At 63.8% G+C, this 18,023-nt stretch carries 17 protein-coding genes; 9 read left to right on the top strand and 8 right to left on the bottom strand.

Annotated features, from left to right (window positions below):
• The first annotated feature begins 1 nt into the window (after position 1).
• A complete protein-coding gene (gene sucD, locus KTR60_RS21180; protein ID WP_003946432.1) occupies positions 2 to 904 on the top strand; it encodes a succinate--CoA ligase subunit alpha in 903 nt (300 codons plus the stop codon).
• Between the two features lie 42 nt (positions 905 to 946).
• Here the strand turns inward: sucD and KTR60_RS21175 are convergent, their stop codons facing one another.
• Positions 947 to 1,582, bottom strand: coding sequence for an IMPACT family protein (locus tag KTR60_RS21175; RefSeq protein WP_058037877.1), 636 nt, complete (start codon positions 1,580 to 1,582; stop codon positions 947 to 949).
• Between the two features lie 86 nt (positions 1,583 to 1,668).
• Here KTR60_RS21175 and KTR60_RS21170 point away from each other — a divergent pair, with 86 nt between their 5' ends.
• From KTR60_RS21170 to purH, 4 genes are all read left to right on the top strand, one after another.
• Complete coding sequence (locus KTR60_RS21170; RefSeq protein WP_042921326.1) at positions 1,669 to 2,724, top strand: DUF5336 domain-containing protein; 1,056 nt, start codon at positions 1,669 to 1,671, stop codon at positions 2,722 to 2,724.
• A 121-nt stretch (positions 2,725 to 2,845) separates the two neighbouring features.
• Positions 2,846 to 4,378: a DUF6350 family protein gene (locus KTR60_RS21165; protein WP_052959976.1), complete on the top strand. Its 1,533-nt coding sequence runs from the start codon at positions 2,846 to 2,848 to the stop codon at positions 4,376 to 4,378.
• Positions 4,379 to 4,384: 6 nt separating this feature from the next.
• A complete protein-coding gene (purN, locus tag KTR60_RS21160) occupies positions 4,385 to 5,104 on the top strand; it encodes a phosphoribosylglycinamide formyltransferase (protein ID WP_081558239.1) in 720 nt (239 codons plus the stop codon).
• Positions 5,097 to 6,656: a bifunctional phosphoribosylaminoimidazolecarboxamide formyltransferase/IMP cyclohydrolase gene (gene purH, locus KTR60_RS21155; protein WP_228401227.1), complete on the top strand. Its 1,560-nt coding sequence runs from the start codon at positions 5,097 to 5,099 to the stop codon at positions 6,654 to 6,656. Before purN ends, purH begins: the two co-directional genes overlap by 8 nt.
• Before the next feature lie 76 nt (positions 6,657 to 6,732).
• Here purH and KTR60_RS21150 read toward each other — a convergent pair whose 3' ends face one another.
• From KTR60_RS21150 to KTR60_RS21140, 3 genes are all read right to left on the bottom strand, one after another.
• Positions 6,733 to 6,954, bottom strand: coding sequence for a hypothetical protein (locus KTR60_RS21150; protein WP_003946391.1), 222 nt, complete (start codon positions 6,952 to 6,954; stop codon positions 6,733 to 6,735).
• 451 nt (positions 6,955 to 7,405) lie between these two features.
• The gene (locus KTR60_RS21145) at positions 7,406 to 8,374 is read right to left on the bottom strand and encodes an alpha/beta hydrolase family protein (RefSeq protein ID WP_003946348.1); all 969 of its coding nucleotides are present in this window, start codon (positions 8,372 to 8,374) and stop codon (positions 7,406 to 7,408) included.
• Between the two features lie 27 nt (positions 8,375 to 8,401).
• Positions 8,402 to 8,974, bottom strand: coding sequence for a DUF4126 domain-containing protein (locus KTR60_RS21140; RefSeq protein WP_007727593.1), 573 nt, complete (start codon positions 8,972 to 8,974; stop codon positions 8,402 to 8,404).
• Positions 8,975 to 9,059: 85 nt separating this feature from the next.
• Between KTR60_RS21140 and KTR60_RS21135 the strand changes: the two genes are divergently transcribed.
• Genes KTR60_RS21135 through KTR60_RS21125 form a run of 3 tightly spaced genes read left to right on the top strand, consistent with a single transcriptional unit; the run spans position 9,060 to position 12,854 of the window.
• Complete coding sequence (locus KTR60_RS21135; protein ID WP_228401226.1) at positions 9,060 to 9,476, top strand: VOC family protein; 417 nt, start codon at positions 9,060 to 9,062, stop codon at positions 9,474 to 9,476.
• Between the two features lie 54 nt (positions 9,477 to 9,530).
• Complete coding sequence (locus tag KTR60_RS21130) at positions 9,531 to 10,907, top strand: ATP-binding protein (RefSeq protein WP_102999408.1); 1,377 nt, start codon at positions 9,531 to 9,533, stop codon at positions 10,905 to 10,907.
• A 9-nt stretch (positions 10,908 to 10,916) separates the two neighbouring features.
• The gene (locus KTR60_RS21125; protein ID WP_042449031.1) at positions 10,917 to 12,854 is read left to right on the top strand and encodes a VWA domain-containing protein; all 1,938 of its coding nucleotides are present in this window, start codon (positions 10,917 to 10,919) and stop codon (positions 12,852 to 12,854) included.
• A gap of 11 nt (positions 12,855 to 12,865) precedes the next feature.
• Here the strand turns inward: KTR60_RS21125 and KTR60_RS21120 are convergent, their stop codons facing one another.
• The gene (locus tag KTR60_RS21120; RefSeq protein WP_042449028.1) at positions 12,866 to 13,891 is read right to left on the bottom strand and encodes an agmatine deiminase family protein; all 1,026 of its coding nucleotides are present in this window, start codon (positions 13,889 to 13,891) and stop codon (positions 12,866 to 12,868) included.
• Positions 13,888 to 14,835, bottom strand: coding sequence for a nitrilase-related carbon-nitrogen hydrolase (locus KTR60_RS21115; protein ID WP_228401225.1), 948 nt, complete (start codon positions 14,833 to 14,835; stop codon positions 13,888 to 13,890). The genes KTR60_RS21120 and KTR60_RS21115 overlap by 4 nt, the downstream gene beginning before the upstream one ends.
• A gap of 149 nt (positions 14,836 to 14,984) precedes the next feature.
• Between KTR60_RS21115 and KTR60_RS21110 the strand changes: the two genes are divergently transcribed.
• Positions 14,985 to 15,602 (top strand): TetR/AcrR family transcriptional regulator C-terminal domain-containing protein, encoded by a 618-nt coding sequence (locus KTR60_RS21110; RefSeq protein ID WP_030536334.1) that lies wholly within the window; start codon positions 14,985 to 14,987, stop codon positions 15,600 to 15,602.
• Here the strand turns inward: KTR60_RS21110 and KTR60_RS21105 are convergent.
• Together KTR60_RS21105 and KTR60_RS21100 are read right to left on the bottom strand one after the other, a co-directional pair.
• On the bottom strand, positions 15,599 to 17,125 hold the full coding sequence (locus KTR60_RS21105; protein WP_003946397.1) for an APC family permease: 1,527 nt from the start codon (positions 17,123 to 17,125) through the stop codon (positions 15,599 to 15,601). The genes KTR60_RS21110 and KTR60_RS21105 overlap by 4 nt on opposite strands.
• Entirely contained in the window at positions 17,122 to 18,021 is a 900-nt protein-coding gene (locus KTR60_RS21100) for a universal stress protein (RefSeq protein ID WP_064074030.1), read from the bottom strand. The genes KTR60_RS21105 and KTR60_RS21100 overlap by 4 nt, the downstream gene beginning before the upstream one ends.
• Positions 18,022 to 18,023: the final 2 nt, after the last annotated feature.

Genomic DNA, 18,023 nt, shown 5'->3' with positions numbered 1-18,023 from the left:
AATGGCAATCTTCCTCACCAAGGATTCAAAGGTCATCGTCCAGGGCATCACCGGCGGCGAGGGCACCAAGCACACCGCTCTGATGCTCAAGGCCGGCACCCAGGTCGTCGGCGGCGTCAACGCTCGCAAGGCCGGCACCACGGTCTCGCACGTTGCAGCTGACGGTTCCCCTGTCGAGCTCCCCGTCTTCGCGACGGTCGAAGAGGCAATCAAGGAGACCGGCGCAGACGTCTCCATCGCATTCGTTCCCCCGGCCTTCTCGAAGGACGCCATCGTCGAGGCCATCGACGCGGAGATCCCGCTCCTCGTGGTCATCACCGAGGGCATCCCGGTTCAGGACTCCGCTTACGCTTGGGCGTACAACGAGTCCAAGGGCAAGAAGACGCGCATCATCGGACCGAACTGCCCCGGCATCATCACCCCGGGTGAGGCCCTCGTCGGCATCACGCCCGCCAACATTGCAGGCACCGGCCCCATCGGCCTGGTCTCCAAGTCGGGCACCCTGACCTACCAGATGATGTACGAACTCCGTGACTTCGGCTTCTCCACCGCCATCGGCATCGGCGGCGACCCGGTCATCGGAACCACCCACATCGACGCCATCGAGGCGTTCGAGAAGGATCCCGAGACCAAGGTCATCGTGATGATCGGTGAAATCGGTGGCGACGCGGAAGAGCGTGCAGCCGATTACATCAAGGCCAACGTCACCAAGCCGGTCGTCGGCTACGTGGCAGGCTTCACCGCTCCCGAAGGCAAGACCATGGGCCACGCCGGCGCCATCGTCTCCGGTTCCTCGGGAACTGCTCAGGCAAAGCAGGAAGCTCTCGAAGCTGCAGGCGTGAAGGTCGGCAAGACGCCGTCCGCCACCGCTGCTCTCGCTCGCGAGATTCTTCAGTCCCTGTAAGGGGCTTCGCCCCCGTGCGTGGTTAGGGAGTCTCCGGACTCCTTAACCACGCACAGTGGTATCGACCCACATCGACCCGGCAGGTTCCAACTGCCCCGCACCGGATGTGATGGATGCGACGATCGAATCGAGATCGTCGGCGTCACCGGCGGCGAGCGTCATCACCGCCTTCGATCCATACGTAGTTCCGAGCACCGAGACGCCCCGCGCTCTCAGCTCCGCTTCCACCCGACCGGCCTCTGAGTGCCGGATCGCCAAAGTGCGCAGGATCTTTCTCTCCCTGGCCACAAGCTCGGCCGAATCGAGAGCCACCGAGACCGCTCCCGAATATGCGCGGACCAATCCACCGGCGCCGAGCTTGATTCCGCCGAAATAGCGCGTGACGACAACAATCACATCGACCAGATCTCGAGACTTGAGAACTTGAAGCATCGGCACCCCGGCAGTGCCGCCCGGTTCACCGTCGTCGTGTGCACGTTCGACGCGTGAGTTCGCCTCGTATCCGATCACGAAAGCCGAACAATGATGGCGCGCATCGGGATACAGCGATTTCTGCTCCGCGACGAACTCCGTGGCGGCTTCGGCGTCGTCTACTCGGTGAAGCGCGGCGATGAATCGTGAGTGCTTCACCTCGGTTTCGACGACGTGGTCGGCGCCGGGCGCGAGGGTGAAGGGCATCTGCCCATTGTCTCCTGTCGGTGTTAGCGTGCGAAGTCGAGACACATACGCTGGTAACCATCGAAGACCGTCTACGAGGAGAAGTCATGACGTTCACGCCGCAAGGGCCCAGCTTCGGGCCACCGAATCAGCCGGCAGCGGGCGGTGGAACCAAGAATCTCGGATTCATCCTGCTCATCGCCGTCGCGGCACTCGGCCTGATCAATTTCCTGCTCGGTTTTGCGCCCTTCACGTCGATCAGTGGAAGCAGCAGCGGCATCGGTAGCGGCCTGGATACCAGTTCGAGTTTCTTCGAATCGAGCATCTACGGCCTCGGATTCGTTTTCGCCGGCGGTGTGGTTGCAGGCGTCTCGCTGCTCCCGAAGCAGTCGTATGCAGGCATTGCCGCAGCGCTCACCCTCACGGGTTTCTTCGCTTTGGTGTTCGCCGCGTTCTCCGTCGGTACCAGCGACTACGTCGACATCAGCCTCGGTTGGGGCCTGATCATCGTGCTGATCCTCTCGTTCGTGCAGACCGTCGTCGCAGTCGCCGCGTTGTTGTTCGAGATCGGAATTCTGAAGGCGCCCGCGCCCCGACCGGTAGCTCAGCAGTACGGTCAGCAGCAGCCTTACGGCCAGCCCCAGGGCCAGGCGCCGGGGCAGGCGCCAGGTCAGCCACAGGGATACGGACAGGCTCAGTACGGCCAGCCTCAGCAGGCTCAGCAGCCGGGCCAGTACCAGCAGAATCCGCAGTACGGGCAGGCGCAGCAGCAGGGATACGGGGGAGCGCACGCCGCCCCCGTCGACCCGACCGCTTCGCAGCCGCCTTACGGCCAGACTGCGTCTCCCTACGGGCAGAACCCGGTGCAAAATCCCGGACAGACCGACTCGTCGGCCGCGACGACGTCGTCTTACTATCCGCTGACCTCTCAGCCCGGTGGCCAGCCGAACCCGAGTTACTCGTCGGATCAGTTCACCGCTCCACGCGGTTACGGCCAGCCGTACAACCAGCAGCAGACTGGCTCGACCGAGCAGCCGACGGGCTTCGAGCCGCCCACTTTCGAAGCGCCGACGCCGTCTGCGGAACCTGACCAGGGCAGCAGCGATTCCGCGGCCGAGACCAAGGTCTTCGGCTCGCAGAACCCCGACGAGCGTCAGCAGTAGTACTTCTTCGTTTCACGAACATGAATGTGGCCTCCGACCCGCTGCGGGTGGAGGCCACATTCCGTGAGCCCGACGGCGCGCCTGAGTGCGCGGCGCACTGTCGAGTGAAACCCTCGAGGGGATGAGTTCTTTGATTGATGGCACCCGGTCCCGTCCCACGTCCTCACGACCCGGACGTGGTCGTACTGGCAGCGGCCGCGTCGGCGGCGGTCGCCCGGGACCGAACCCGGACCTGGCACGCAAGTTGCTGACTGTCGCCTTCCGACCGTCGGGCCTGACGATGCTGCTGATCGCGGCTGTCGTCGTGGTCACTTTGGTATCGGCGAGCAGCGACCTGACCGGAACCTTCGGCGCCATTGCCACCACCTGGTTGGTCATCCACCAGGTGCCGGCGACTATCAGCGGCGTCCAACTCGGTGTACTGCCATTGCTTCCGACGGCCGTCATGATGTGGGTGGTTGCACGCCGATGCGCGTCGACTGCGGTGCACACCGACTCCCGTGACGACACCCTCCGCCTGGTGGGGGCGGCAGTAGCCGGGCCGTTGACTATCACGGCAATCGCTCTCGCCGTTGTCGCCGACGCCTCCGCGGCAATTCCGCTGTCGAGCCCCAACACGTTGGCCGCTTTCGGCTGGGTCGCCGGGATTCACCTGATCGCCGCGTCCGTCGGTGTTGCTGCTGCGCACTGGGATCGCGTCGTCGCCGAGATTCCGCCGTGGGCATCTGCCGCTGTTCGTCCGGCCGCGGCCGCGTCGGCAGCGCTGCTGGCTGCGGGCGCCGTGGCCGTCGTGGTGTCACTACTCGTGTCGTGGTCGACGGTCGGTGACCTACTCGCACGAGGCAACGGGTTTGTCGGCGTGCTGGGATTGACGGTGTTGTCGCTGCTCTACCTGCCGAACCTCGTGGTCGGTGCAGCCGCGGTGATGACGGGATCGACGGCCGATTTCGGAAACGTCTCCATCAGCGTGTTCGGCAACATCGGTGGAGATCTGCCACCCTTGCCCCTTCTCGGAGCGGTTCCGGAAGGCGTCGCCGGCGGAATCTGGCCGGTGCTGTTGGTCGTTCCGGCTGCGGTGGGTGTGATGCTCGGCCGTGATTGCGCTCGACGCATCGCCGGGCAGGACAGTGTGCTCGCAGTGCTGACGGCAGCTGCCGGTGCCGGCGTCGTCATGGCTCTGCTTGCCCTTGCTGCGGGGGGAGACCTCGGGCAGTTCGGCACCGTCGAGGTCCTGTGGTGGGGCTTCGGTCTTCTGACTTTTGCGTGGCTGGGATTGTTCGGAACCGTCTCGGCGCTGTTCGCGATGTGGTTCTCACACCGCGGACACATGAAGGACGAGGTTGCGCCGCCGACGGCTGAACCGGCTCGAGCATCCGAGCCCGAACTTGCGATCACGGCCGCGGCCACAACGGATGGCGAGGACGACGAAAACGCCGACGAAGTGCTCGCCCAGGAATCTGCGGTGGTAGTGACCAAGGTCGTCGAAGCCGAAATTGTCGAAGAATCAGGCGAACCCGTGCAGGTAGTGACAGAGGAAACCGTCGAGATCGAAGTAGTCGACGCGGAGGTTGTCGCGGCACCCGAGGCGGACCCCACAGCCGGGGCCGAGCCGGAGACCGACCTGCCCTCGAAGCCGCAGGAGTCCAGCGACTAGGCTGTCATGCGGCCGATACTCCGGCCGCATCATCTTCCAGTTCTCAGGAGTAGTGCGCTGACTGCCTCGGCCGACAATCCGCAGCCGACAATGCCCGACAGGGTCCAATTTCGCGACTCGGTCGCGCGGGTAGTCGTACTCGCTTCCGGCGCTGGAACCCTGCTGACTTCGCTGATCGACGCTTCGCATGCCGAGGGATACCCCGCCGAGATCGTTGCCGTCGGTGTAGATCGTGACTGCCTCGCCGCCGAGCACGCTGTGGATTCGAAGATCCCGTCCTTCAAGGTCTCGATCAAGACCTACGAAAATCGTGCCGCCTGGGACGAGGCGCTGACAGCAGCGGTGGCCGAGTACGAGCCCGATCTCGTGGTCAGTGCAGGCTTCATGAAAATCCTCGGCCCCAGCTTTCTCGAGCGTTTCGGCGGCCGAATCATCAACACTCATCCCGCGTTGCTGCCTGCCTTTCCCGGCGCGCACGCGGTTCCCGACGCTCTGGCGTACGGCGTGAAGGTCACCGGTTCCACGGTGCATCTCGTCGACGGCGGAGTTGATACCGGGCCGATCTTGGCGCAGGAAGCTGTGCCGGTGCATGACGACGACACCGAGTCTTCGTTGCATGAACGCATCAAAATTGTGGAGCGACGGTTGTTGGCGGACGTCATCGCCGCTGTTGCTACGCGCGGAGTGGTTTCCGATGGACGAAAGGCCGTGATCCCCAGTGAGTGAACGCAAGGCTGTGCGCCGTGCACTTGTCAGCGTCTACGACAAGAGTGGTCTGATCGAGCTGGCCACGGGCCTGCACGAGGCCGGTGTCGAGTTGGTCTCGACCGGTTCGACCGCGTCGAAGATCGCCGACGCCGGAATCCCCGTGACCCCGGTCGAGGCTCTGACCGGATTCCCGGAATGCCTCGAAGGCCGTGTGAAGACGCTGCATCCGCGCGTCCACGCCGGCGTTCTCGCCGATACCCGCAAGCCGGATCACCTCGCTCAGCTCGAGGAACTCGGCATCGCGACCTTCGAATTGGTTGTCGTGAACCTGTACCCCTTCACCGAGACGGTTGCCTCGGGCGCTAGCCCGGACGAGTGCGTCGAGCAGATCGACATCGGCGGCCCGTCGATGGTGCGTGCTGCAGCCAAGAACCATCCGTCGGTTGCCGTCGTGGTCGATCCGGCTCGTTACGCCGACGTCCTGACTGCCGTTGCCGGTGGCGGATTCACCTTGCGTGAGCGCACTGTGCTTGCGGCGCAGGCGTTCCAGCACACTGCGTCGTACGACGTCGCTGTTGCGAGCTGGATGACGAGCACGATCGCCGCTGACGAAGACGGTTCGCTGTTCCCGGCCTGGGTCGGTGCTACCTGGAACCGCAGCGCAGTTCTTCGCTACGGCGAGAACCCGCACCAGGACGCTGCGCTGTACGAAAACCCGGCTGCGCCTGCAGGTTTGGCTCAGGCGGAGCAGTGGCACGGCAAGGAGATGTCGTACAACAACTACACGGACTCCGACGCAGCGTGGCGCGCAGCGTACGACTTCACTGATCCGGCCGTCGCAATCATCAAGCACGCCAACCCGTGTGGCATCGCCATCGGCACCGACATCGCCGACGCCCACCGCAAGGCGCATGCATGCGATCCGGTCAGTGCTTTCGGTGGTGTGATCGCTGCCAACCGCGAGGTCACCGTCGAACTGGCCGAGCAGATCGCCGACATCTTCACCGAGGTCGTCATCGCGCCCTCGTACGAAGACGGAGCTGTCGAGGTTCTGCAGCGTAAGAAGAACATTCGTGTTCTGAAGGCAGCCGCTCCGACCGCTACCGGAATCGAACTGCGTCCGATCTCCGGCGGTACCTTGCTCCAGCAGCGCGACGTTCTGGACGCTGACGGCGACAACCCGGCCAACTGGACCCTCGCCAACGGTGAGGCTGCCGATGCCGAGACTCTCGCTGACCTCGAATTTGCTTGGCGCGCCAGCCGTTCGGTGAAGTCCAACGCGATCCTGCTGGCCTCCGGCGGCGCGTCCGTCGGCGTCGGTATGGGCCAGGTCAACCGCGTCGATGCAGCGCATCTGGCTGTTCAGCGAGCCGGTGACCGCGTCGTAGGTTCGGTTGCAGCTTCGGACGCGTTCTTCCCGTTCCCTGACGGTCTGCAGGTGCTGCTCAATGCCGGCGTCAAGGCTGTTGTGCAGCCGGGTGGTTCGGTTCGCGACAACGAAGTGATTGCCGCAGCCAAGGAAGCCGGTGTCACTCTCTATCTGACCGGTGCGCGCCACTTCGCGCACTGACTCCTGCGTCGGTAGCGGGCCTCGACTCCTCAACGGGAGTTCGGGGCCCGTTCTGCATTCAGGCCGCCCGGGTCTTTCAGGCGGCGCTGCTGTGGGTGCCCTGGAGTTCGCGCGGTGAGCCGGTGATGACGACGCGTGAGGCTCCGCGACTGCGGATCTCGCTGATCAATGCGCCGAGGGTAGCTTCGTGGGCCGCATCGGAGTGTGAAAGATCCAGGGTGACGGCGTATCCGGTGAGGTCACCGGGCAGATCGACATACGGCGGCGCGATGGACAGTTGGTTGACTCGAAGTTTCATGTGGTGCTCCTGCGTGTGAAAGGTAAAAGAAAAGGCACCCGAGGCGTTTGCCCTGGGTGCCCGAGAAATAATCCGGTGAAACTGGGGATCATTCTCGGGGTACACCGCGCTTGTTGCCCATGTGCTTGGCCGACATTGCGGCCGAAAAAATGTGCTTGTCTGCGGTGCAGCTGCGCCACGAAGGTACGGATACGACGTGCGGGTGTAGCGACATGATGTCCGTTCCTTTCTGTGTGGCGTTGCTGGTTAATGGATGACCGTACAGCACGGATCGAGGGTTCGCACCAATAAAAAGCGCCGCGAACGTAAACTCCGGGTGACTTCTGTCCCCAGGTTCGCTGGATTGAAAGAGTCTTCATTGCAGGTCAGGCGTAGAAAGCAGAATTCCCTCCGCGATGGTTCGCGGAGGGAACTTTCTACCTGAAAAAGAGGACGTTCGGTCTGTACGTGATCAGGAGAACGAGCGGACCCACGCTGTGAAGGGCTCCGAGAACTCTGCCGAGTACGGAAGCGGCGCGACGTAGTCGGCCCCGGTGGACTGTTCGTCGCCGATGTCCTTGAGTACGAAGTTGGCGTTGCGCATCCGCACGGAAGTCAGCGCTGTATGTGAGAGCGCGGCGTCGAGTGCCGCGACATCGGCGGGAATGACTTGGATGTCTTTGTCCGAGCAGCTCGTGAGAACGGGCATGCCCGCCGGTAGCGCCGCCACGAGCGCAACCGGGTCCAATGCGTCTTCCTCGGCGAGTGCCTTGGCGTTGGCGTGTACGAGTCCCGCATTCTGCAGCGGCTCGGGCAGGTCATCCGGAACAGTGCCCTCGGATCGCAGCGACTCGACGGCATCGGCGAGCGCGACGCGCAGTTCGTCAGCCAGTTCGACCGGCAACTGACCGGCGCCGACGACCGCATCGAGCTGGCGGTGAATCTGCGTCGTGAGTAGATCGAGAAGTCTGACGCTCAGTGGCTCGAGCAGTGCGAGGGCACTGACTCTGGCGCCCTCCTTCGCGGTGGCGAGAGCCAGTGCGACTACGGCGCCGTCGCTGTGTCCGACCACGAACAAGCGCTCGGGATCGACACCGGGTTGCCCGGCGAGGTAGTCCAGTCCGTCGGAGGCGGCGTCGACAAAAGTGTTGAAGCCGAGATCGGCGATGTCCTCGATGTCGTAGTCACCGAGGGCGGTTTCGCCACTGCCGAGCTTGTCGTAACGCAGGCTTGAAATCCCTTGTTTTTCAAGAAGATCCGCGATGAACCGCAGAGTTCCGATGTCGCCTTCGAGGAGGGCGCTGTCGCCGTTGCGATCGGTGGGGCCGCTGCCGGCCAGAATCAGCGCGGCCGGGGCAGGGGCGTCGGGTGAGGCGGCCAGGCGAAGACTCCCGTACAGGGTGACGTCGCCGGATTGGAACGAGATCTCGGTGTCGGACATGACGACTTGTCTACCAGGTCGGTGCGGTCAGGCGGTGCGCAGACTCCGGACGCGACGCCAGCCACGCCAGCTGAACCACAAGAGCGCGGCGAGCAGGGGAATGATCAGGAGCGGCAAGATCATCGCGATCAAGGAGGTGAAGAAAGTCAGCACATCCTCGATGACGGAAACGACGGGATTTGCCAGCCCACCGGTAGTGGCCGTACTGACCGCGCGAGTGCCGGTCTGCGCGGCGCTGAACGTCAACGCCGTCGGCGCTCCGACGATGATGCCCGCCAACGCGGCCATCGCAGGGTCGAGATGGCTGAAGGCCGCCCAGGCGGCGATCACTCCGGCAATCGGTCCGGTGACGTTCCCGATCACCGATAGTGCGTTGTCCACGAACGGAATGAGGTCGGCACCCAGTTCGACCACCGCGGCGATTGCCAATGCGACCAGCGCGCCGGTCGATCCGATCCACCGCATCGACTCGCCGACGGTGATCCCGAACAGTTCGAAATGGACGGCAGCGCTGAGCATCAGCAGCGGCAGGAAGGTTCGCATTCCGGACGCTGCGGCGAGTCCGAGGCCGAGCATGGCGGGCAACACCCAGGTATCCATGGGTGGAGTTTAGGTCTACTGTGCGCCTTTATTAACCGCCGGCGGTTAATAAAGGCGCACAGCAAAGTCTCGGAAAGGACCTTTCATGGCGACAAACCCGCAGCCGATGTTCTTCCTCAACCTGCCCGTCAAGGACCTCGGCAAGGCCACCACCTTCTACGAGGGCCTCGGATACTCCAAGAACACGCAGTTCTCCGACGAGAATGCGTCGTCGATGGTCATCAGTGACACCATCGTCGTGATGCTGTTGGCCGAGCCCTTCTTCAAGACCTTCACCACCAAGGGCGTCGCCGACACCTCGACGTCGACGGAAGCGCTGCTCGGTCTCTCGGCCGAGACCCGTGAGGCCGTCGACGCCCTCGTCGACAAGGCGCTCGCGACCGGCGGTTCCGAAGGAAACGCGACGCAGGATCACGGCTTCATGTACAGCCGCAGCTTCCAGGATCCCGATGGCCACATCTGGGAAATCATCTGGATGAATCCCGAGAACATCGAGGGCTGAGCGACCGAACTTCCTCGGCGAGAGGCGAAACCCCGAAAACACTCGTAGCGTGGAGTGGTGACTGTCGCAAAAACCCTCGGAGAGCTACGCGCCTCCGGACACGTACAGCGAAGTGTCAAGGAAGAACTACGAGAGAATCTTCTCGCCGCGTTGCGGGACGGCCGTGACCCCTGGCCCGGGATAGTCGGGTTCGAGGACACGGTCGCCCCGCAACTCGAGCGGGCGCTGATCGCCGGCCACGACGTGGTTCTGCTCGGCGAACGAGGTCAGGGAAAGACGAGGCTGCTTCGCACTCTCGGGCTCCTGCTCGACGAGTGGACGCCCGTCATCGAAGGCTCGGAACTGGGGGAGCACCCGTACGAGCCGATCACCCCGGCTTCGATACGTCGAGCCAAGGAACTGGGCGACGACCTCCCGATCGCCTGGCGCCACCGCAGCGAGCGGTACTCCGAGAAGTTGGCGACGCCGGATACCTCGGTCGCCGACCTGATCGGCGACGTCGATCCGGTCAAGGTTGCCGAAGGCCGGAGCCTCGGCGATCCGGAGACCATTCACTTCGGCCTCGTGCCTCGCGCGCATCGCGGAATCGTGGCCATCAACGAGCTCCCCGACCTCGCCGAACGCATCCAGGTCTCTTTGCTCAACGTGATGGAAGAGCGGGACATCCAGGTCCGCGGGTACACGCTTCGGCTTCCGTTGGACGTTCTTCTGGTCGCGAGCGCCAACCCCGAGGACTACACCAACCGCGGGCGCATCATCACACCACTCAAGGACCGCTTCGGCGCCGAGATCCGTACTCACTACCCCGTCGAGTTGGCGGGCGAGATCGCGGTGATCGAGCAGGAGGCGCACCTGGCCGCGGAGGTGCCCGACTACCTTCTCGAAATTCTTGCCAGATTCACTCGCCTGCTCCGCGAATCCACCTCGGTGGATCAGCGATCGGGTGTGTCGGCACGCTTTGCCGTCGCCGGCGCGGAAACCGTCAGTGCCGCCGCGGTACGACGGGCAGCGGTGCTCGGCGAAGCCGATCCTGTTGCACGGCCCGTCGATCTCGAGTCCGTGGTCGAGGTTCTTCGCGGCAAGGTCGAGTTCGAATCCGGTGAAGAGGGACGGGAACTGGAGGTGCTCGAGCACCTGCTGCGTCGCGCGACCGCCGATACGGTTCGGGTACGTCTCGGCGGGATCGACCTGGGGATGCTGGTTGCTGCGGTGGAGATGGGCAACACGATCGTCACCGGTGAATCTGTCACGGCCAAGGCATTTCTCGACGAGCTTCCGGACCTCGAGGTCCTGGACGAAGTAGCCGAACGTCTCGGTGCGCAATCCGACGGCGAGCGTGCCGCCGGTGCCGAACTTGCCCTCGAAGGGCTTTACCTCGCGCGCCGGATCTCCAAAGATCAAGGCCCGGGCGGCCGCTCGGTATATTCGTAAGGGGCAGTGATGATCCACAATCCGCGGTACGGGCCTTACGACGGTGGTCCCGATCCGCTCGCGCCTCCCGTGGATCTGCGCGAGGCCCTGGCAGCAATCGGCGACGACGTGTTGTCGGGCACGTCGCCGCGCCATGCCCTCCGAGAGCTCCTGCGCCGAGGCAACCGGGACATGCGCGGGCTCGACGACCTTGCTGCCCAGGCGAACCGGCGCCGACGTGAGTTGCTACGCCGCAACAATCTCGACGGAACGCTCGACGAGGTTCGTAAGCTTCTCGACAAGGCGGTGCTCGAAGAGCGCAAAGAACTGGCACGTGCTCTCGACGACGACGCACGATTCAACGAAATGCGGATCGAGGAGTTACCGCCGTCGACAGCTCAGGCCGTGCAAGATCTGGCCGACTACAACTGGCGCAGCGAACAGGCTCGCGCGGATTACGAGAAGATTCGTGATCTGCTCGGACGTGAGGTTCTCGATCAACGCTTCTCGGGAATGAAGCAGGCACTCGAGGGCGCCACCGACGAGGATCGTGAGCAGATACGCCAGATGCTGGCTGATCTGAATCAACTGCTCGACGCGCACTCTCGCGGCGTCGACACTGCGGAGCAGTTCGCGGAGTTCATGGACAAGCACGGGCAGTATTTCCCGGACAACCCGCGCAACGTCGAGGAACTTCTGGATTCTTTGGCGCAGCGCGCGGCGGCTGCACAACGATTGCGGAACTCGCTCTCGCAGGAGCAGCGTGACGAGTTGGATGCGTTGGCGCAGCAGGCGTTCGGTGATCCGAGCCTGATGAGTGAGCTGAGTCAACTCGACCAGTTCCTTCAGGCGGCTCGGCCGGGTGAGGACTGGGAAGGTTCGCAACAGTTCCGCGGCGACAACGGAATGGGGTTGGGTGAGGGGACCGGTGCCCTGCAGGACATCGCCGAGCTGGAATCCTTGGCGGATCAACTGTCGCAGCAATACGCGGGCGCGGCGCTCGACGACATCGACCCCGAGCTACTCGCGCGGCAACTCGGCGACGAAGCCGCCGCTGATGCTCGCACCCTGGCCGATCTCGAAAAGGCTTTGCAGGAACAGGGTTTCTTCGATCGTGCACCGGATGGTCAATGGCGCTTGTCGCCCAAAGCCATGCGACAGCTCGGGCAGACTGCTCTGCGCGATGTCGCCGGGCAACTGTCGTCGCGAACCGGTCAACGCGATACGCGTCGGGCCGGTGCGATGGGTGAACCGACCGGAGCGTCCCGCGAATGGGAATTCGGGGACACGGAACCGTGGGACGTCACGAGAACCATCACCAACGCCGTCCTGCGTGACCCGGGCCGAATGCCGGTGCGGCTGAGCGTCGTCGATGTCGAGGTGGCCGAAACCGAACAGCGCAGTCAGGCCGCGGTTGCTCTCCTGGTGGACACGTCGTTCTCGATGGTGATGGAAGAGCGTTGGGTACCGATGAAGCGCACCGCTCTGGCACTCAATCATCTGGTGAGTACGCGATTTCGCAGCGACGAACTCCAGTTGATCGCCTTCGGACGCCACGCGCACGTGCTGAGCCCGTCGGAGCTCGCTGGTTTGGACGGCGCGTGGGACCAGGGAACCAACCTGCACCACGCACTGTTGTTGGCGGCCAGGCATCTTCGACGCCACTCCAACGCACAGCCGGTGGTACTGATCGTCACCGACGGTGAGCCGACGGCTCATCTCGAAGCGGACGGAGAAGCCAGGTTCGACTACCCGCCGAGTGCGCGAACCCTCGGTTTGACGGTTCGAGCACTCGACGCGGTGGCCAGGCTGGGCGCCAAGGTCACGTTCTTCCGCCTCGGTGAGGATCCAGGTCTGGCCAGGGTGGTCGACCGGATGGCGCACCGTGTGGGTGGACGCGTCATCGCGCCGGACCTGGACGGCCTCGGCGCCGCGGTCGTGAGTGACTACATGCGAGGTCGCCGCTAATTCTGCCGCCGTCAGTCTTGTTCAGCGGGCTGGTGCTGGGTGATGCAGTGGATGCCGCCGCCACGTTCGAACAGTGGTCTGGCGTCGACGGTGACGACGGTGCGCCCGGGGTAGGCGGCCGCAAGGATCCGGGCCGCTTCGGCGTCGGCCGGATCGTCGAAGCTGCAGGCGATCACTCCGCGATTGACCACGAGATGGTTGATGTAGCTGTAGTCGACGAATCCCTCGTCGTCGCGCAGGATCTCGGGCGCAGGTACCCGAATGACCTTCCACGGCCGGCCGCCGACGTCCGTCGAGCTTTCGAACAACTCGATGATCGTCTTGCTGACGGCGTAGTCGGGGTGCACCGGATTGCGTTGGTCATGGACGAGTACCACTCCGGGGGAAGAGATGGCAGCGACGATGTCGACGTGTCCGCGCGTTCCGTACGTCTCCTGATCGCGAGTCAATCCGCGGGGAAGCCAGATCACGTGCTTGGCGCCGATGGTGCGGGCGAGTTCGGCCTCGATGTCGGCCTTCGTCAGGTCGGGGTTTCGTCCCGGATCGAGTTGGACGGTTTCGGTGACCAAGACGGTGCCGAGACCGTCGACCGCAATACCGCCGCCCTCGTTGACGATTGGTGAGTCGATCAACTGGGCACCGGATTGTTCGACGACAAATGCGCCGATCTTCGAGTCCTTGTCCCACTGCGCCCAATCCTGTGCACCCCAGCCGTTGAACACCCAGTCGACTCCGCCGAGACGGCCTTCGTCGGACAGGACGAACGTCGGCCCGATGTCGCGCATCCACGCGTCGTCGAGAGGTGCCTCGACGATGTCGACCTTCTCGGACAGGTACTTTCGTGCTTCTTCGACTTCGGCGGGATCGACGACGACGGTGACCGGCTCGAATTCGGCGACGGCGTGGGCGACGGCCGCCCACGTCGAGCGCGCTTCGTGCTGTTCTTCCGCGGTGTCCCCGAGAGAGTATCCGGCGCTCGGGTACGCCATCCAGGTACGTTCGTGCGGCTCACTTTCCGCGGGCATGCGCCAGGTCATCGGTTGGCTCCTGCAGTGTTCACCGGTGCGGTCAGGCCCGAGTAGGTGTCGGGTCGGCGAGTGGCCAGGAACGGGAACAGCGCAAGCCAGTCTTCACGGTGCTGTAGATCGAGATCTGCGACCAGGACGGCTGATTCGTCGCGCGGAGCCTGAACGAGGATGCGTCCGTACGGGTCCGAGATGAACGACGAACCGTAGAAGGTGATGAGACCTTCACTGCCGTGGCGATTGGGGACAACCATGAAAGTGCCGTTGGCGATACCGTTTCCGACGATCACTTGCTGCCACAGCGGTTGGGTGTCGAAGTTCGGGTGATCGGGTTCCGAGCCAATCGCCGTCGGGTACACCAAGACCTGGGCACCGGCGAGGGAGTATGCACGTGCGACCTCGGGGAACCACTCGTCCCAGCATGTCGGGAGTCCGAACTTGGCGCCGAGTGCCTCGTGAACGGGGTATGCGTCCACGGACGGACCGCCGCGAAAGTACGTGTCCTCGTAGTACCCGGCCGTCACCGGAATGTGGAGCTTGCGGGTACGACCGAGAAGTTCACCCCCGGGCGAGACCAGGATCGCGGTGTTGAAGCCCAGGCCGTCCTCGGCGTCGCTGCGCTCGTACAACGACGCGTGAACGAGAACCTGGTTCTCCGCGGCGGCCTTGGTGGCGAAGGCGAAAGTGGGTCCGGTGAGCAGGTCTTCCGCCGCGCGTCCGGGATTGTCGCCGGCCGGGGTGGAGGCGGGGTAGCGGCTGAGCGTCAGCTCCGGAAGAAAGACCACGGAAGCGCCCAGCTTCGCTGCGGACGCAATGCCTTCGCTCAATTCAGCGTGGAGGTCGTCTTGGTCCTCGTGCCAGCGATGTTGGACGAGACCTACACGCAGAGGGGTGGACGTGGACGGCGAAGTCGCGGCCGGTGACTCGGGTGGGGTGAGGGCGGTGATCGTCTGCATGGGGTTTCCTCGGTGCTCGGGTATTCGACGTTCAACGTAAAACGAATGTGATTCGTTAAGTATGGTGGGTGAGCGCTGATTGATCAAGGACTTTCGAGGAATTGTTTTTTGCAGCGCCCCGAACGGTGTGGATCACTACAGGAGGACATATGCCGCGGCCATCGCAACGACTGCTCTCACCGGCGATCATCACCGAGGCAGCGATCGAGTCGGTGGACGAATCCGGCGACTTCACCATGCCGGGACTCGCCGCAAGACTGAAGGTTCGACCGTCCTCGCTCTACAACCACGTTTCCGGACGAGCCGAGATCGTCGAACTGATGAGGGCGCAGTTGATGGCAGGAATCGACGTCGAGTCGGCCTCGGGGACCTGGAGTGAGACCGTCGCGGCGCTGGCAGCCGAGTACCGGCGAAGCTACGCCGCGCATCCTCGTCTGATTCCGCTCTTCACGGCCCAGACGGTGCAGGCCGGTGTGGCGTTCACCCTCTACAACGCATTGGCGCAGGCATTTGCCGATGGTGGCTTCGACCCGACCGAAACACTGCACGCGATCACGACCGTCGACAGTTTTGTTCTCGGTTCGGCCCTGGACCTGGCGGCGCCGGACGTCCAGTGGGCGTCGGGACCCGAAGCCAACGACGCGATGAAGGCGGCGTTGGCAACATCCGGGAAAAATCCCGAACGTGCCGACGCCGCCTTCGAATTCGGCTTGCGCGTGTTGATGGCGGGCCTGATCGCGCAGGCCCCCGAATCTACTGTCTCCTAGGACACGCTGAGGTCGTTTTCGTCGCGCAGAGCCTCCGTGTCGCGGTTGAGGGTCTTGCCCTCGAAGAACTCGGGATTGCGCACTCGCATGACCATCATCAGGACCGCGCCGAGGATGAGGATCCCGAAGCCGAGGAAGAAGACCAGGCCGATTCCGCCGATGGATGCTCCGCTGGCATTGTCCGGATTCATACTCTCCTGGACCGAAATGACGAACACCGCAAGCAGCATGAGGCCACCGATGAGTGGGAACGCGAGCCGAAAGACGAAGTTTCGTACGCTCTCGAAAAGCGTCTTGCGGAAGTACCACACGCACGCGAATGCGGTGATGCCATAATACCAGCAGATCATGATGCCGAGTGCGGCGATCGTATCGAGCAGAGCACTTTCGGACAGGAACGTGACGACGCTGTAGAACACTGCGGTTACCGCGCCTGCCACGACGGTCGCGTACGACGGCACCAGGAACCGAGGCGAGACCTCGGCGAGCTTCTTGGGGAAAGCCCCGTATGCGCCCATGGCGAGCATGGTTCGTGCCGCGGGCAGGAACGTGGTCTGCAGGCTGGCGACTGAAGAGACGAAGACCGCGAGGAACAGAAGCATTCCGCCCCAGTTGCCCAGGACCGGGTCGGCCAGAGCGCCGAAGACGTTCTCGGAGTTGTCGGGATTGCCGAGACCGAGGCCTTCCTCGCCGACGCCGGCGTACATCATCGCGGCAACGGCGACCAGCAGGTAGGTCAGGAGAATGGTTGCGACACAGAGCAAACCGGCGCGGCCGGGGGTCTTCTTGGGGTTCTTCGACTCCTCGCCCAGCGTGAGACAGGTATCCCAGCCCCAGAACGCGAAGATCGATCCGGTGAGTCCGATGACAAACGCACCGATGGCGAGTCCGCTGAACGGGTTGAACCAACTCAGGTCGAAGGACAATCCGGCCGGGGCGTCGCCGGCGCCAACGTGAACCAGTGCAACGACGGCGAAGACGACCAGCAGCACCATCTGGAAGCCGACGAGTGCGAACTGCACGCGCTCGCTGGTAGTGATTCCCCGACTCGCTATCCACGTGGCCAGGGCGATGAAGACGAGTGTGGTGCCGACATTGACAAATTTGTTGCCCGGCAGATCGGCGATGGAGGGATTGTCGGCCACCCGCGCGATGAACAGATAGAAGAAGTCGACGGCAATTGCAGCGAGGTTCGAGAGCACGATGATGGTGGCGATCACCATGCCCCAGCCGCACATCCAGCCGACGTACGGTCCGAATGCCTTGGTGGACCACGTGAATGACGCTCCGCAGTCAGGAGTGTCGGAGTTCAGTTCGCGGTACGCGTACGCGGTGAGGAACATCGGGATGAAGCCGGCGATGAAGATGGCGGGCATCTTGAGACCGACCGCGGCGACGATCAATCCGATGCTGGCCGTCAGGGTGTAACCCGGTGCCACGGAGGAGATTCCGAGCACCGCGCCGGAGATCATGCCGATCTTGCCGGTGGCGAGGCCTTTGGAACTCAGTTCGGTGCTGGTCATGACAGTGCCTCCGGCTGGGTGAATTCGTGCTTGGGCACTACGACCATGGGTACGGGCAGTACGCGCAGCATCTTGGCGGCGGTCGAGCCCAGGAACAGTTTGCGGGGCTGCGCGAGACGGCTGGAACCGACCATCACGAGGTCGCCGTCCTGCCAGTCCAGTTGACGCACTGCCGATTCCACGGTAGATCCGTCGGCAATGATGACCTCGATGGGGAACTCCGCGGGGAGCGCGGCTCTTGCGACGTCGAGTGTGTCCTGAGCGTGATTTCGTGCACGCTCCCTGGCCGACTCGGCGGTGTCGCGATGATCGCGGAGATCGTTCTGGGGGTCGAGCGCTACCAGTGAGACCAGTCGCAACGGAACCTGCATCAGTTCGCTGGCGCGCACGGCGGTGTTCAAGACGATGTCGGCGCCGACACGGGTGCCGAGTGCACAGGTGACCTCTCGTATCGCAGTGGCCGCCGAGTTCCGCGTTCCTCGAGGCGCCAGTGCTACCGGGACATGGGCGGAGTGAAGCAGTTCGGTCGAGACCGAACCTATCGCGTGACGGCCGAGCAGACCGTCGCCGGAAGCTCCCACCACGATCGCGAGCGCATTCAGTCGGTCCACTTCGTCGAGCAGGCCCTGAGCGAACGACTCGTGGAAGCTCAGGTGTACTTCCACTTGGATGTCCTCGGGCACCGACGCTTTCGCCTCGGCGAGCCAGTCGTGTGCACGCGCGGCGAGGATGTCGTCGTAGCCGGCTTCCGAGGGAACCTTGGCCGGCAGTGTCCGATCCGGTGGGAGGACCATGCAGATGTCGAGTTGCGCGCCGAGACTGCGCGCGAGCTGGGCCCCGAGGACCAGCCCGTCTTTACCGCTGGGTGTGGCGAGGTATCCGACGATAAGGCGCATGG

This window comes from Rhodococcus sp. C1 (genome assembly GCF_020809065.1).
GTDB classification, from domain to species: Bacteria; Actinomycetota; Actinomycetes; order Mycobacteriales; family Mycobacteriaceae; genus Rhodococcus_F; species Rhodococcus_F qingshengii.
This window is presented reverse-complemented; position numbering and strand designations above follow the sequence as displayed.

Excerpts from the sequence above, each read along its gene's own strand:
- sucD (WP_003946432.1), top strand. The coding sequence starts at position 2 with ATGGCAATCTTCCTCACCAAGGATTCAAAGGTCATCGTCCAGGGCATC.
- KTR60_RS21175 (WP_058037877.1), bottom strand. The coding sequence starts at position 1,582 with ATGCCCTTCACCCTCGCGCCCGGCGCCGACCACGTCGTCGAAACCGAG.
- KTR60_RS21170 (WP_042921326.1), top strand. The coding sequence starts at position 1,669 with ATGACGTTCACGCCGCAAGGGCCCAGCTTCGGGCCACCGAATCAGCCG.
- KTR60_RS21165 (WP_052959976.1), top strand. The coding sequence starts at position 2,846 with ATGAGTTCTTTGATTGATGGCACCCGGTCCCGTCCCACGTCCTCACGA.
- purN (WP_081558239.1), top strand. The coding sequence starts at position 4,385 with ATGCGGCCGATACTCCGGCCGCATCATCTTCCAGTTCTCAGGAGTAGT.
- KTR60_RS21150 (WP_003946391.1), bottom strand. The coding sequence starts at position 6,954 with ATGAAACTTCGAGTCAACCAACTGTCCATCGCGCCGCCGTATGTCGAT.
- KTR60_RS21145 (WP_003946348.1), bottom strand. The coding sequence starts at position 8,374 with ATGTCCGACACCGAGATCTCGTTCCAATCCGGCGACGTCACCCTGTAC.
- KTR60_RS21140 (WP_007727593.1), bottom strand. The coding sequence starts at position 8,974 with ATGGATACCTGGGTGTTGCCCGCCATGCTCGGCCTCGGACTCGCCGCA.
- KTR60_RS21135 (WP_228401226.1), top strand. The coding sequence starts at position 9,060 with ATGGCGACAAACCCGCAGCCGATGTTCTTCCTCAACCTGCCCGTCAAG.
- KTR60_RS21125 (WP_042449031.1), top strand. The coding sequence starts at position 10,917 with ATGATCCACAATCCGCGGTACGGGCCTTACGACGGTGGTCCCGATCCG.
- KTR60_RS21120 (WP_042449028.1), bottom strand. The coding sequence starts at position 13,891 with ATGACCTGGCGCATGCCCGCGGAAAGTGAGCCGCACGAACGTACCTGG.
- KTR60_RS21115 (WP_228401225.1), bottom strand. The coding sequence starts at position 14,835 with ATGCAGACGATCACCGCCCTCACCCCACCCGAGTCACCGGCCGCGACT.
- KTR60_RS21110 (WP_030536334.1), top strand. The coding sequence starts at position 14,985 with ATGCCGCGGCCATCGCAACGACTGCTCTCACCGGCGATCATCACCGAG.
- KTR60_RS21105 (WP_003946397.1), bottom strand. The coding sequence starts at position 17,125 with ATGACCAGCACCGAACTGAGTTCCAAAGGCCTCGCCACCGGCAAGATC.
- KTR60_RS21100 (WP_064074030.1), bottom strand. The coding sequence starts at position 18,021 with ATGCGCCTTATCGTCGGATACCTCGCCACACCCAGCGGTAAAGACGGG.